The sequence below is a fragment of the Streptomyces sp. NPDC021100 genome (genome assembly GCF_044333095.1).
GTDB lineage: Bacteria > Actinomycetota > Actinomycetes > Streptomycetales > Streptomycetaceae > Streptomyces.
Window position 1 is genome coordinate 56,393 of record NZ_JBIRQH010000011.1, and the last position, 12,720, is coordinate 69,112.

A 12,720-nucleotide genomic window follows, 5' to 3' on the forward strand; every position below is an offset into this window, starting at 1 on the left:
ACCCTGAGTGAGGACACACAAAGACATGCGCGGCCGCCGCCGATCACCCGACGCCCTCCCGACCCGACCCTCCCGAGGCGCGACGGCGGTCTGAGCCGATGCGTACGGGTACGTCACGTCCCGTCGGTTTCGCGTGCGGTGCCGCGCTCGGCTTCCTCGCCGACCTCGTGGCCGCCGATCCCCGCCGGGGCCACCCCGTGGCCGCCTTCGGCCGGGCCGCGCACGCCGTCGAACGCCGCCTGTGGGCCGATCACCGCGGCCGCGGCGCCCTGCACACGGCCGTCTGCGCGGGCGGCGCCGTGGCCGCCGCCACCCTGCTGGCCCGCGCCGCACGCCGGGTGAACCAGGCCGACATCGCGCTGACCGCCGCCGCCACCTGGGCCGTTCTCGGCGGCACGTCGCTCGGCCGGGAGGCCCGGGCCATCGGCGGCGCGCTCGCCGCCGGCGACCTGGACGTCGCCCGGGAGCGGCTGCCGCACCTGTGCGGGCGCGACCCGCAGTCCCTCGACGCGCAGCAGATCGCCCGCGCCGTCGTCGAGTCCGTCGCCGAGAACACCTCCGACGCGGTCGTCGGCGCCCTCGTCTGGGGCGCGTTCGCCGGGGTGCCGGGCCTGGTCGGCTTCCGCGCCGTCAACACGCTGGACGCCATGGTGGGCCACAAGTCGCCGCGCTACCGGCGCTTCGGCTGGGCCTCCGCGCGGCTCGACGACGTCGTCGGCTGGCCCGGCGCCCGGCTCACCGCGGCCCTCGCGGTCGCCGCCGGCCCGGACCCGCGCCGCGCCCTGCGCGTGGTCCGCCGCGACGCCGCCCGGCATCCGAGCCCCAACGCCGGCCCGGTGGAGGCCGCGTTCGCCGGCGCCCTCGGCGTCCGCCTCGGCGGCACCCTCGCCTACGCGGGCCGCGTCGAACACCGTCCCGTCCTCGGCGCGGAGCTCCGCCCGGTGGCGGCGGCCGACATCGAACGGGCCGTGCGGCTGTCGCGGCGGGTGTCGCTGCTGGCGCTCGGCGTCGCGGTCGGCGGCCGCTGGGCGGTCTCCCGGGCGCGCCGGGTGGGCAGATTGGGAGCGGGATCCATGACGAGGAGGAACGGTGTCTGAGCCGGCTGGGGGCCTGCTGGTCGCGGGGACGACCTCCGACGCGGGCAAGAGCGTGGTCACGGCGGGCATCTGCCGCTGGCTGGTCCGCCGGGGCGTCAAGGTGGCGCCCTTCAAGGCGCAGAACATGTCGCTGAACTCGTTCGTCACCCGCGAGGGCGCCGAGATCGGCCGCGCCCAGGCCATGCAGGCCGCGGCGGCCCGCGTCGAGCCGACCGCGCTGATGAACCCGGTGCTCCTCAAGCCCGGCGGCGACCGCAGCAGCCAGGTCGTGCTGATGGGCAAGCCGGTCGGCGAACTGAGCGCCCGCGGCTACCACTCCGGCCGCCAGGAGCAGCTGTTCGGCACGGTCACCGACTGCCTGGCGGAGCTGCGCCGCACCCACGACGCGGTGATCTGCGAGGGCGCCGGCAGCCCCGCCGAGATCAACCTGCGCCGCACGGACATCGTCAACATGGGCATCGCCCGGGCGGCCCGGCTGCCCGTCGTGGTGGTCGGCGACATCGACCGCGGGGGCGTCTTCGCGTCGTTCTTCGGCACGACCGCGCTCCTCTCCCCCGAGGACCAGGAGCTCATAGCCGGCTACGTCGTCAACAAGTTCCGCGGCGACGTCTCGCTCCTGGAGCCGGGCCTGGAGATGCTGCGCGGCCTCACCGGCCGCCGGACGTTCGGCGTGCTGCCGTTCGCGCACGGCCTCGGCATCGACGAGGAGGACGGCCTGCGGGTGTCGCTGCGCGGCGCGGTCCGCGAGTCGGTCGTCGCGCCGCCGTACGGCGAGGACGTCCTGCGGGTCGCCGTCTGCGCGGTCCCGCTGATGTCCAACTTCACGGACGTGGACGCGCTGGCCGCCGAACCCGGCGTCGTCGTCCGGTTCGTGGACCGCCCGGAGGAACTGGCCGACGCGGACCTGGTCGTCGTCCCCGGCACCCGCGGCACCGTCCGCGCCCTCGCCTGGCTCCGCGAACGCGGCCTCGCCGGCGCGCTGGCCCGGCGCGCCGCCGAGGGCCGCCCGGTCCTCGGCATCTGCGGCGGCTTCCAGCTGCTCGGCGAACGGATCGAGGACGAGGTGGAGTCCCGGGCCGGTGTCGTGGACGGTCTCGGGCTGCTCCCGGTCCGGGTCCGCTTCGCGCCGGAGAAGACCCTGGCCCGCCCGGTGGGCAAGGCGCTCGGCGAGCGCGTCGAGGGGTACGAGATCCACCACGGTGTCGCCGAAGTGACCGGCGGCGACGAGGAGTTCCTCGACGGCTGCCGCGTCGGCGCGGTCTGGGGCACCCACTGGCACGGCTCCCTGGAGAGCGACGGCTTCCGCCGCGCGTTCCTCCGCCGGGTGGCCGGGCAAGCGGGCCGCCGTTTCGTCCCCGCGCCCGACACGTCGTTCGCCGCCCTCCGCGAGGAACAGCTCGACCGCCTGGGCGACCTCATCGAGGAGCACGCCGACACGGAGGCGCTGTTGCGCCTGATCGAGGGCGGCGTCCCGGCGGGCCTGCCGTTCATCCCGCCGGGAGCGCCGGCGGCGCCGAAAACCGGGGACGCGGCCCCCGAAGAAACGGTGAAGGGGCCGGACCGGGGCCCCCTTCTCCCCTCGCCCCGTCCAGCGACACCCTCCGAAGGAGCGATCACCGCATGAGCACTCCGTACCCCTTCGCCGCCGTCGTCGGCATGGACAGCCTGCGGCTGGCACTGCTCCTCAACGCGGTCTCACCGGCCGTCGGCGGCGTGCTCGTGCGCGGGGAGAAGGGCACGGCCAAGACCACGACGGTCCGCGCCCTCTCCACCCTCCTCCCCGAGGTCGAGACCTACACCGACTGCCGATTCGGCTGCGACCCGGCCGCCCCGGACGCCTCGTGCCCTGACGGTCCGCACGAGGACGGGACCCGGTTCGTCCGCCCCGCCCGCATGGTCGAACTGCCCGTGGGCGCCTCGGAGGACCGTCTCGTCGGGTCGCTCGACATCGAGCGCGCCCTCTCCGACGGCGTCAAGGCGTTCGAGCCCGGACTGCTGGCCGCCGCGCACCGGGGCGTGCTGTACGTCGACGAGGTCAACCTCCTGGGCGACCACCTCGTCGACTCGCTGCTCGACGCGGCCGCGACGGGCGCCGCCCACATCGAACGCGAAGGCGTCTCCGTCCGCCACGCCAGCCGCTTCCTCCTCGTCGGCACCATGAACCCCGAGGAGGGCGAGCTCCGCCCCCAGCTCCTCGACCGCTTCGGCCTGACCGTCGAGGTCGCCGCCTCCCGCGAGACCGACGAGCGCGTCGAGGTCGTCCGCCGGCGGCTCGCGTTCGACGAGGATCCGGCCGCGTTCGCCGCCAAGTGGGCGGCGGAGGAGGACGCGTTGCGGGAGCGCATCGCCGCCGCGCGCGCCCTGCTGCCGAGCGTGCGGCTCGGGGACGGCGCCCTGCGCCGGATCGCCGCCGTGTGCGCCGGCTTCGAGGTGGACGGCATGCGCGCCGACATCGTGACGGCCCGCACCGCGTCCGCGCTCGCCGCCTGGGCCGGGCGTACGGACGTCGTCACCGAGGACGTCCGCCAGGCCGCCCTGCTCGCCCTCCCCCACCGCCGGCGCCGCAACCCCTTCGACGCGCCCGGCCTCGACGAGGACAAACTCGACGAGATCCTCCGGCAGTTCGAGGAAGAGGACGAGCCCGAGGGCGACGACCCGCAGGGCCCGGACGACGACGGCCCCGGCGGCGACGGCGGACCGGAGGACGACGGCCCGGGCGACGGTGTGCCGCCTCAGGAGACCACCGACGCCGGGACCGACGCCGGAACCGACCCCGCCGCCGACCTGCCGCCCCAGCGCGAGCAGCCCGCCGCCGACTCCCCGTCCGCGCAGGAGGGTTCGGCCCCCGGAGCCGCGCCTGAAGCCACCCCCGTCGCCGCCACCGAACCCTTCCGCACCCGCAAGTTCGACGTCCCCGGCCTCGGCGAAGGCGCGGCCGGCCGCCGCTCGCGGGCCCGCACCGCGCACGGCCGGACGACCGGCGCCCGCCGCCCGCGCGGCACGCTGACCCGGCTGCACCTGGCCGCGACGCTCCAGGCCGCCGCCCCGCACCAGCACGCGCGCGGCCGGGCGGGACGCGGCCTGGTCGTCCGCCGGGACGACCTGCGCGAGGCGGTGCGCGAGGGGCGCGAGGGCAATCTGGTCCTCTTCGTCGTCGACGCCTCGGGCTCGATGGCGGCCCGCAAGCGCATGAGCGCGGTCAAGGGCGCCGTCCTCTCCCTCCTCCTGGACGCCTACCAGCGCCGCGACAAGATCGGGATGATCACCTTCCGGGGTTCCGGCGCTGACGTGGCGCTGCCGCCCACCTCGTCGGTGGACGCGGGCGCGGCCCGGCTGGAGAAGCTGCCGACGGGCGGCCGGACGCCGCTGGCCGACGGGCTGCTGCGGGCGCGCGAGGTGCTGCGGGTGGAGCGGCTGCGCGATCCGTCGCGGCGTCCGCTGCTGGTCGTGGTGACCGACGGCCGGGCGACGGGCGGCCCGGAGCCGCTGGTCAGGGCAGGCCGCGCGGCGGACCTGCTGGCGGCCGAGGGCATCGCGTCCGTCGTCGTCGACTGCGAGGCCGGGCCGGTCCGTCTGGGCCTGGCGGCCGAGTTGGGGCAGTCTTTGCAGGCACCGGTCGTCACGCTCGACGAACTCCGGGCGGACACCGTCACCGCACTCGTCCGTACCGTCCGCACCACCACCGCCACGACCAGGGGAGCCGCGTAATGCCCAAGGGACAGCCGACCGTCGTTCCGGACGACGGTCTCACCACGCGCCAGCGCCGCAACCGGCCGCTCGTCTTCGTCCACACCGGCATCGGCAAGGGCAAGTCGACGGCCGCGTTCGGGCTCGCGCTGCGCGCCTGGAACCAGGGCTGGCCGATCGGGGTGTTCCAGTTCGTGAAGTCGGCGAAGTGGAAGGTCGGCGAGGAGAACGCGCTGCGCGTGCTCGGCGCGTCCGGCGAGGGCGGGTCCGTCGACTGGCACAAGATGGGCGAGGGGTGGAGCTGGATCCAGCGCGACCCCAAGGACGGGGAGCTGAGCAACGAGGAGAAGGCGCGCGAGGGCTGGGAGCAGGTCAAGCGCGACCTGGCCGACGAGCGCTACAAACTGTACGTGCTGGACGAGTTCGCGTACCCGCTGCACTGGGGGTGGATCGACACGGCCGAGGTGGTCTCGGTCCTCAAGGACCGCCCCGGGACGCAGCACGTGGTGATCACCGGCCGTAACGCGCCGCAGGAGCTGGTGGACTTCGCGGACCTGGTCACCGACATGTCGAAGGTCAAGCACCCCATGGACACCGGCCAGAAGGGCCAGCGGGGCATCGAGTGGTGACCTCCGCACACTCCGTTCCACGACTGGTCATCGCGGCCCCCGCGTCCGGCACCGGCAAGACGACGGTCGCCACCGGCCTGATGCGGGCGTTCGTCGACGCGGGACTGGCCGTGTCGCCGCACAAGGTCGGTCCGGACTACATCGACCCGGGCTACCACGCGCTGGCGACCGGCCGCCCGGGCCGCAACCTCGACGCGTTCCTGTGCGGCCCGGAGCGGATCGCCCCGCTGTTCCTGCACGGCGCGGCGGGGGCCCAGCTCGCCGTCATCGAGGGCGTGATGGGCCTGTTCGACGGCGCCAGCGGCCGGGGCGAGCTGGCGTCGACGGCGCACGTGGCGAAGCTGCTGCGGGCGCCGGTGGTGCTGGTCGTGGACGCGTCGTCGCAGTCGCGCTCGGTGGCGGCGCTCGTCCACGGCTTCGCCTCCTGGGACCCGGAGGTGCGGGTCGCGGGCGTCATCCTCAACAAGGTCGGCTCCGACCGCCACGAGGCCCTGCTCCGTGAGGCGTTGGGCGGCGCCGGCGTCCCGGTCCTGGGCGCGCTGCGCCGGGCCGCCGACGTCGACACGCCCAGCCGGCACCTGGGTCTCGTCCCGGTGGCCGAACGGCGCGCGGAGGCGCTGGACGCGGTGGCCGCGCAGGCGGCGCGGGTACGGGAGGGGTGCGACCTGGACGCGCTGCTGGCGCTGGCGCGGAGCGCGCCGCCGGTGCCGGGGCCGGCGTGGTCGCCGGAGGCCGCTTCGGCGGCGGGTCCCCGCCCGGTGATCGCGGTCGCCGGCGGCCCGGCGTTCACGTTCTCGTACGCGGAGCACACGGAACTGCTGACGGCGGCCGGCGCGGACGTCGTCCCGTTCGACCCGCTGCGCGACGAGAAGCTGCCGGCGGGCACGGCCGGCCTGATGATCGGCGGTGGCTTCCCGGAGATGTACGCGCCCGAGCTGTCAGCCAACGAGCCGCTGCGCGCGGCGGTTTCGGCCCTCGCGGCGACGGGCGCGCCGGTGGCGGCGGAGTGCGCGGGCCTGCTGTACCTGTCCCGTTCCCTGGACGGCCGGCCCATGTGCGGGGTCCTGCCCGCCGAGGCCCGGATGTCGCCCCGGCTCACCCTGGGCTACCGCGAGGCCGTCGCCCTCGCGGACAACCCCCTGGCGGCGGCGGGGACCCGGGTGCGCGGCCACGAGTTCCACCGCACGGTCGTCGAACCGGGCGCGGGCCCGGCGCCCGCCTGGGGCTTCACGGCCCCCGAGCGGCGCGTCGAGGGGTACGCGGCGGGTGGTGTCCACGCGTCGTACCTGCACGTGCACTGGGCCGGGGCGCCCGGGACGGCGGAGCGGCTGGTGGCGGCGGCGCGTGCGGGCGTCTGAACCGGTGTGCGTGGGGCTGGGCGCCCGGCCGGGCGTGCCGGCCGACGAGGTGCTGGCCCTCATCGCCCGCTGCCTGCCGGCCGGCGCCCGGCCCGCCGCCCTGGCGACGCTCGCCGCCCGGGCGGCGGAACCGGGGATCGCGGGAGCGGCCGCCGCGCTCGGCGTGCCGCTGCGGCCGTACGACGCGGCCGAGCTCGCCGGGGTCGCCGTTCCGCATCCGTCCGCGGTGGCCGGCGCGGCGGTGGGTACGCCGTCCGTCGCCGAGGCGGCTGCCTTGCTGGCGGCGGGTGAGGGGGCTGTTCTGCTTGTGCCCAAGGTTGTGTGGGGGCGGGTGACGTGTGCGGTGGCGGGGTGAGGTGCCCCGGTCCCGCCCTTTCACCGTTTCTTGCGGGGGCTGCGCCCCCGAAACCGCGCTCCGCGCGGTTGTCCTCAAACGCCGGACGGGCTGATTTCAGCCCGTCCGGCGTTTGAGGACGAGCGGCGAAGCCGCGGAAAAGGGGGGCTGGGGGCGCAGCCCCCAGGAAACGGTGAAAGGGCGGGACCGGGGCACCTCACAGCACATCCTCGATCCTGATCGGCAACCGCCGAACCCGCACCCCCGTCGCATGAAACACCGCATTCGCGATAGCGGCCGGCGTCCCCGGAATGCCGAGTTCCCCACACCCCTTGGTGCCGTTGGGAGTCGTAGGGTCGGGCCGCCCGACGAAGCGGACGTCGAGGCGCGGAATATCGGCGTTCACGGCGACGAGGTAGTCGCCGAGCGTGGGATTGGCGATGCGCCCGGTGTGCGGTTCGGTGACGGTCTCCTCCAGCAGGGCCATGCCGATGCCGCCGACCGTGCCGCCGACGAGCTGGCTGCGGGCGGTCTTCTCGTTGAGGATGCGCCCGCAGTGCGCGGCGGTCACCAGGCGGGCGACCCGGATGACGCCGAGGTCCTGATCGACATGGACCTCCGCGAACTTGGCGGCGTACGGCCCCGTGGGCACCACCGCGCCGTCCTGGCCCGGCGATTCGGCCGAGCCCTCGGCGGACAGGGCGTCGCGCCCGTGGCGGGCGAGGATCGCCGTGTACGCCTCGCCCCGGCCGTCGTCGGTGCGCACGATGCGCCCGCCCTCCGCACGGACGCCGTCCAGCGCGACGCCGCGCAGCGGCGAGGCGTCGTCGCGGACGAGGTCGAGGAAGGACTGGAGCAGGTGCCGGGAGGCGGTGTGGATGGCGGTGCCCATGGCGCCGGTGAGGCCGGAACCGCCGGCGGAGGGCGCCGCGGGGAGGGAACTGTCGCCCATCACCATGCGTACCCCTTCCACCGGCAACCCCAGCAGTTCCGCCGCGAGTTGGGTCATCACGGTGTACGTACCGGTGCCGAGGTCCATGCCCGCGCTCTCCACCACCGCTCCGCCGTCCGCCCTGACGGTGACGCGGGCGGCGCAGTCTGCCTGGTAGAAGAAGAACGACGTGCCGGCCATGCCGTAGCCGACCAGCGTCCGGCCCCGGCGCATGGAGCGCGGCTCGGGGTCGCGGCGCGCCCAGCCGAACGTCTCGGCTCCGGTCTCGTAGCAGGCGCGCAGGTCGTTGCACGACCACTGCTGCCCGGTGACGGGGTGCTCGTCGGCGTAGTTGCGCAGCCGGAGCTCAAGCGGGTCCATGCCCAGTTCGTGCGCGAGTTCGTCCAGCGCGCACTCCAGCGCGTAGTTGCCCTGGGCGTCGCCGGGGGCGCGCATGGAGCCGGGCGCGGGGACGTTGAGGCGGACTTGGACGTCACGGGTGGTGATGTTGGGACTGGCGTAGGAGGACTGGGAGGTGTGGGAGACGGGCTCGTAGTTGATGTCCGTCATCGAGAGGGACTGCCACGCCCGGTGGTCGATCGCGGTGATCCGGCCGTCCCGGGTGGCGCCGATCCGCACGGTCTGCCGGGTGTCGGGCCGGTGCCCCACGGAAGTGAACATCTGCTTGCGCGTCAGCACCAGCTTCACCGGCCGCCCCACCTGCCGCGCCGCGACGGCGGCGAGCACGGTGTGCCCCCAGGTCCGCAGCCCCGCGCCGAAGCCGCCGCCGAGGTAGGGGGCCAGCACGCGGACGGCCTCCGGTGGCACGCCGAGCGCCGCCGCGAGGTCGGCCCGGGTGCGGGAGGGGCCCTGGGTGCAGTCGTGGACGGTGAGGTGGTCGCCCTCCCAGCACGCGACGGTGGCGAACGGGCCCATGGGGTTGTTGGTGTTCGCCGCCGTGCGGTACGTGCGCTCGACGCGGACGGGCGCGGCCTCCAGGGCCTTGTCGACGTCGCCGGTCCCGCCGTCCGTCCCGAACGGGTCGTGGTCGTGCTCGGCGTCGGGGTGGTCGAGGTCGGCGACGGGCGGGTCCGCCGCGTACGTGACGCGGACCAGCCGGGCCGCCTCGGTGGCCTGCTCGAAGGTGTCGGCCACCACCACCGCGACGGTCTGGCCGTGGTACCGGATCCGGTCGTCCCGCAGTGGGGGCGGCGGCAGCGACGAGGCCCGGTCGGGCGCCTCGTGCAGGACGGGCGCGTTCTCGTGACCGATCACCGCGAGCACCCCGGGCGCGGCCTCTGCCGCCGCCGTGTCGAGGGCGGCGATCCGGCCGGCGGCGATCTTGCTCTGGACGAGGACGGCGTGGACGAGGCCGGGGTACGCGGCGTCGGTGGCGTACTCGGCCCGGCCGCCGGTCTTCACGCGGGCGTCGACGCGGTCGATGCCCTCGCCGAGCTGGGTCGGTGTCATGGGTCAGCCCTCTCGGTCACGGCTGGGTCCTTCCGGTCACGGCTCGTTCCCCCGGGCCGCGGTTCGTTCCCTCCGGCCCCGACTCGCCCCCGGCCAGGGCCCCGACCCCCGGGCCGTGGTTCGGTCCTTCGGGCCGCGGTTCGTTCCCTCCGGTCCCGACTCGCCCCCCCCGGCCAGGGCCCGGTCCCCCGGGCCGTGGTTCGGTCCTTCGGACCGCGGTTGCTCCCGTCGCGGGCCGGCCCTCCCGAGCACGCACCCGTCCTCCCGAGCACGCCCCCGTCCTCCCGGTCACGCCCCGGCCTCCCGGTCACGCCCCGGCCTCCCGCCCGCGGGGCGGCGGCCCCGCCTCGCCGGGACGCCCGTCTCCCGCCGCCGGGCCGGGGTGCCCGTCCCCCGCCGCCCCGCCAGGCTCCTCGCCCCGCGCCAGAGCGCCCAGCATCCGGACGACCGCCCGCCGTCCCAGCTCGACCTTGAAACCGTTGTCCGGCCGCCCCTCCGCGCCGTCCAGCGCGGCGTCCGCCGCCGCGCGCAGCACGTCGTCGTCCGGCCGGGCGCCGCGCAGCAGTTCCTCCGCCCGGGGCACGCGCCAGGGGACGGTGCCGACGCCGCCGAGGGCGAGCCGGGCGGAGCGGATCCGTCCGTCGTCGAGGACCAGGGCGGCGGCGACGGAGGCGAGCGCGAACTCGTAGCTGGCCCGGTCGCGGACCTTCAGATAGCCCGAGCGGGCCTCCGGCGGCAGCAGCGGGATCTCCAGGTGAGTGATCAGCTCGCCGTGCGCGAGGGCGTTCTCGAGGTGCGGGGTGGTACCGGGGACCCGGTAGAACTCGGCCAGCCGCACCGCGCGTTCGCCGTCCGGCCCGTGGACGCGCACCGAGGCGTCCAGGGCGAGCAGGGCGACGGCGAGGTCGGAGGGGTGGGTGGCGATGCAGTGCGGGCTGGTGCCGAGGACCGCGTGGGTGCGGTGGTGGCCGTCGAGCGCGGCGCAGCCGGCGCCCGGCTCGCGCTTGTTGCAGGCCGTGCTCGGGTCGCGGTAGTAGCGGCAGCGGGTGCGCTGGAGGAGGTTGCCGCCGAGGGTGGCCATGTGCCGGAGCTGCGGGGAGGCGCCGCGCAGCAGCGCCTCGCGCACCAGCGGCAGCCGGGCGGTCACGTCCTCGTGGGCGGCGAGCTCCTCCATGGTGGTCAGCGCGCCGGCGATCAGCATCTCGCCGTCGCGCCGGATGCCCCGCAGCGGCAGCCGGGTGATGTCCACCAGCCGGGCGGGCCGGAATACCTCGTCCCGCATCAGGTCCACCTGGGTCGTCCCGCCGGCGAGGTAGGCGGCCCCGGGATCGGCGGCGACCTCGGCGACCGCTTCCTCGACGGTCCCGGCGCGGACGTACGCGAAGCTACGCACGCCGGCCCCCGGTGGCCACGTCGCGGATCGCGGCGACGATGTGCGGGTAGGCGCCGCAGCGGCAGAGGTTGCCGCTCATGAACTCGCGGACGTCGTCGTCCGAGCCGGCCCGGCCCTCCTCGATCAGGGCGACGGCCGACATGATCTGGCCGGGGGTGCAGTAGCCGCACTGGAGGGCGTCGTGGCGGGCGAACGCCTCCTGCATCGGGTGCGGTACGCCGTCCCGCTCCAGCCCTTCGATCGTCCGGACCTCGCGCCCGTCGGCGCTCGCGGCGAGGGTGAGGCAGGAGAGCACCCGTTTGCCGTCGAGATGCACCGTGCAGGCACCGCACTGGCCCTGGTCGCAGCCCTTCTTCGTGCCGGTCAGGGCCAGGGCGTCGCGGAGGGCGTCCAGCAGTGAGGTGCGGGTGTCCACCTCGATCCGCCGTTCGGCGCCGTTGACCCGGAGGTTGACCGGCACCCGGACGACGGGCCCGGCCGTCCCGTCGGCCGCCGCAGCGGAACCGTTCACCACCATCACCCTCCACACTGGACAGACATCCACATAATCTGACATTCACGTCGAAGCAGGGCGATCCTATGGCCGAAGCGGCACGAAGGGGCGGCGACACGACGGCCGGACCGCGTGCGGAGGGGGAGGGCCCACGAGGAATCCGCGTTCCCGGAACCCGGTAACGTCTCCCCCACCGGAACACCACCGGGACATTCGCCGGAGCGCCGCCGGAACACCGCACAGCGAGAAGGTATCCCCGCCCATGCACATATCCCCCGAGCCCGACCTGCGCCATCACGGGGACGCCGAAGTGCGCGGCATGGGCGACGAGTTGACGGACCTGGCGGTCAACGTCCGGGCGGGTACGCCGCCGCACTGGCTGCGCGAGCGCATCGCCGCCTCCGTCGACACCCTCGCCGCCTACCCGGACGGCCGGGCGGCCCGCCGGGCGGTCGCGGCCCGGCACGGACTGCCGGAGGAGCGGGTGCTGCTGACGGCCGGCGCGGCGGAGGCGTTCGTGCTGATCGCCCGGGCGCTCCCGGCCCGGCGCCCGGTGGTGGTGCACCCGCAGTTCACCGAGCCGGAGGCGGCCCTGCGGGACGCGGGGCACAGCGTGGAACGGGTGGTGCTGGACGCGGCGGACGGTTTCCGGCTGGACCCGCGGGCGGTCCCGTCCGACGCCGACCTGGTCGTCGTCGGCAACCCGACCAACCCCACCTCCGTCCTGCACCCGGCGACGGCCCTGGCCCGGCTCGCCCGCCCGGGGCGCACGCTGGTGGTGGACGAGGCGTTCATGGACGCGGTGCCGGGCGAGGGCGAGTCCCTGGCGTCCCGTACGGACCTGCCGGGCCTGGTCGTCCTGCGCAGCCTCACCAAGACGTGGGGCCTGGCCGGCCTGCGGGTCGGCTACGTCCTCGCGTCGCCGGGCACGATCGCCCGCCTCGAACGCGCCCAGCCGCTCTGGCCGGTGTCCTCCCCGGCCCTGGTGGCGGCCGAGGCGTGCAGCGCGGCCCCGGCCCTCGCGGAGGCCGCCCACGCGGCCCACCGCATCGCCTCGGACCGGGCGCACCTGGAGTACCGCCTCTCGATGTTCCCCTCGGTGACGGTGTGTTCCCCGGCGGCCGGCCCGTTCGTCCTGATCCGCCTCCCGGACGCCACGGCGGTCCGCAGCCGCCTGCGCGGCCTGGGCTTCGCCGTCCGCCGCGGCGACACGTTCCCCGGCCTGGGCCCCGACTACCTCCGCCTCGCGGTCCGCGACCGCACCACGACGGACCGCTTCGCGGAGGCCCTGGGCAAGGCACTGGCGGGGGGCTGAGCAGGACGCCCCC

10 protein-coding genes are annotated in these 12,720 nt (G+C 75.8%); 7 read left to right on the forward strand and 3 right to left on the reverse strand.

Annotated elements, in window-relative coordinates; all coding sequences use genetic code 11:
* The first annotated feature begins 98 nt into the window (after nt 1-98).
* From ACH4PU_RS20565 to ACH4PU_RS20590, 6 genes are read left to right on the forward strand one after another with little or no spacing between them, the layout of a single operon-like run.
* A complete protein-coding gene (locus ACH4PU_RS20565) occupies nt 99-1,097 on the forward strand; it encodes a cobalamin biosynthesis protein (protein WP_398273690.1) in 999 nt (332 codons plus the stop codon).
* Nucleotides 1,090-2,721: a cobyric acid synthase gene (locus tag ACH4PU_RS20570; RefSeq protein WP_398273693.1), complete on the forward strand. Its 1,632-nt coding sequence runs from the start codon at nt 1,090-1,092 to the stop codon at nt 2,719-2,721. The genes ACH4PU_RS20565 and ACH4PU_RS20570 overlap by 8 nt, the downstream gene beginning before the upstream one ends.
* Nucleotides 2,718-4,805, forward strand: coding sequence for a putative cobaltochelatase (locus ACH4PU_RS20575; RefSeq protein WP_398273696.1), 2,088 nt, complete (start codon nt 2,718-2,720; stop codon nt 4,803-4,805). Before ACH4PU_RS20570 ends, ACH4PU_RS20575 begins: the two co-directional genes overlap by 4 nt.
* Entirely contained in the window at nt 4,805-5,413 is a 609-nt protein-coding gene (cobO, locus tag ACH4PU_RS20580; RefSeq protein ID WP_398273699.1) for a cob(I)yrinic acid a,c-diamide adenosyltransferase, read from the forward strand. The genes ACH4PU_RS20575 and cobO overlap by 1 nt, the downstream gene beginning before the upstream one ends.
* Nucleotides 5,407-6,771, forward strand: a complete 1,365-nt coding sequence (locus ACH4PU_RS20585) for a cobyrinate a,c-diamide synthase (protein ID WP_398273703.1) — start codon at nt 5,407-5,409, stop codon at nt 6,769-6,771. Before cobO ends, ACH4PU_RS20585 begins: the two co-directional genes overlap by 7 nt.
* Nucleotides 6,758-7,126 (forward strand): cobalamin biosynthesis protein, encoded by a 369-nt coding sequence (locus tag ACH4PU_RS20590; protein WP_398273706.1) that lies wholly within the window; start codon nt 6,758-6,760, stop codon nt 7,124-7,126. The genes ACH4PU_RS20585 and ACH4PU_RS20590 overlap by 14 nt, the downstream gene beginning before the upstream one ends.
* Nucleotides 7,127-7,322: 196 nt before the next feature.
* Here ACH4PU_RS20590 and ACH4PU_RS20595 read toward each other — a convergent pair whose 3' ends face one another.
* From ACH4PU_RS20595 to ACH4PU_RS20605, 3 genes are all read right to left on the reverse strand, one after another.
* Nucleotides 7,323-9,506: a xanthine dehydrogenase family protein molybdopterin-binding subunit gene (locus ACH4PU_RS20595; RefSeq protein WP_398273709.1), complete on the reverse strand. Its 2,184-nt coding sequence runs from the start codon at nt 9,504-9,506 to the stop codon at nt 7,323-7,325.
* A 307-nt stretch (nt 9,507-9,813) separates the two neighbouring features.
* Nucleotides 9,814-10,899, reverse strand: a complete 1,086-nt coding sequence (locus tag ACH4PU_RS20600; RefSeq protein ID WP_398273712.1) for an FAD binding domain-containing protein — start codon at nt 10,897-10,899, stop codon at nt 9,814-9,816.
* Nucleotides 10,892-11,416: a (2Fe-2S)-binding protein gene (locus tag ACH4PU_RS20605; protein ID WP_398273715.1), complete on the reverse strand. Its 525-nt coding sequence runs from the start codon at nt 11,414-11,416 to the stop codon at nt 10,892-10,894. The genes ACH4PU_RS20600 and ACH4PU_RS20605 overlap by 8 nt, the downstream gene beginning before the upstream one ends.
* A gap of 238 nt (nt 11,417-11,654) precedes the next feature.
* On the opposite strand from ACH4PU_RS20605, the gene cobC reads away from it, so the two are divergent.
* Nucleotides 11,655-12,707 (forward strand): Rv2231c family pyridoxal phosphate-dependent protein CobC, encoded by a 1,053-nt coding sequence (gene cobC / locus ACH4PU_RS20610; RefSeq protein WP_398273718.1) that lies wholly within the window; start codon nt 11,655-11,657, stop codon nt 12,705-12,707.
* Nucleotides 12,708-12,720: the final 13 nt, after the last annotated feature.

Excerpts from the sequence above, each read along its gene's own strand:
- ACH4PU_RS20565 (WP_398273690.1), top strand. The coding sequence starts at position 99 with ATGCGTACGGGTACGTCACGTCCCGTCGGTTTCGCGTGCGGTGCCGCG.
- ACH4PU_RS20575 (WP_398273696.1), top strand. The coding sequence starts at position 2,718 with ATGAGCACTCCGTACCCCTTCGCCGCCGTCGTCGGCATGGACAGCCTG.
- cobO (WP_398273699.1), top strand. The coding sequence starts at position 4,805 with ATGCCCAAGGGACAGCCGACCGTCGTTCCGGACGACGGTCTCACCACG.
- ACH4PU_RS20595 (WP_398273709.1), bottom strand. The coding sequence starts at position 9,506 with ATGACACCGACCCAGCTCGGCGAGGGCATCGACCGCGTCGACGCCCGC.
- ACH4PU_RS20605 (WP_398273715.1), bottom strand. The coding sequence starts at position 11,416 with ATGGTGGTGAACGGTTCCGCTGCGGCGGCCGACGGGACGGCCGGGCCC.
- cobC (WP_398273718.1), top strand. The coding sequence starts at position 11,655 with ATGCACATATCCCCCGAGCCCGACCTGCGCCATCACGGGGACGCCGAA.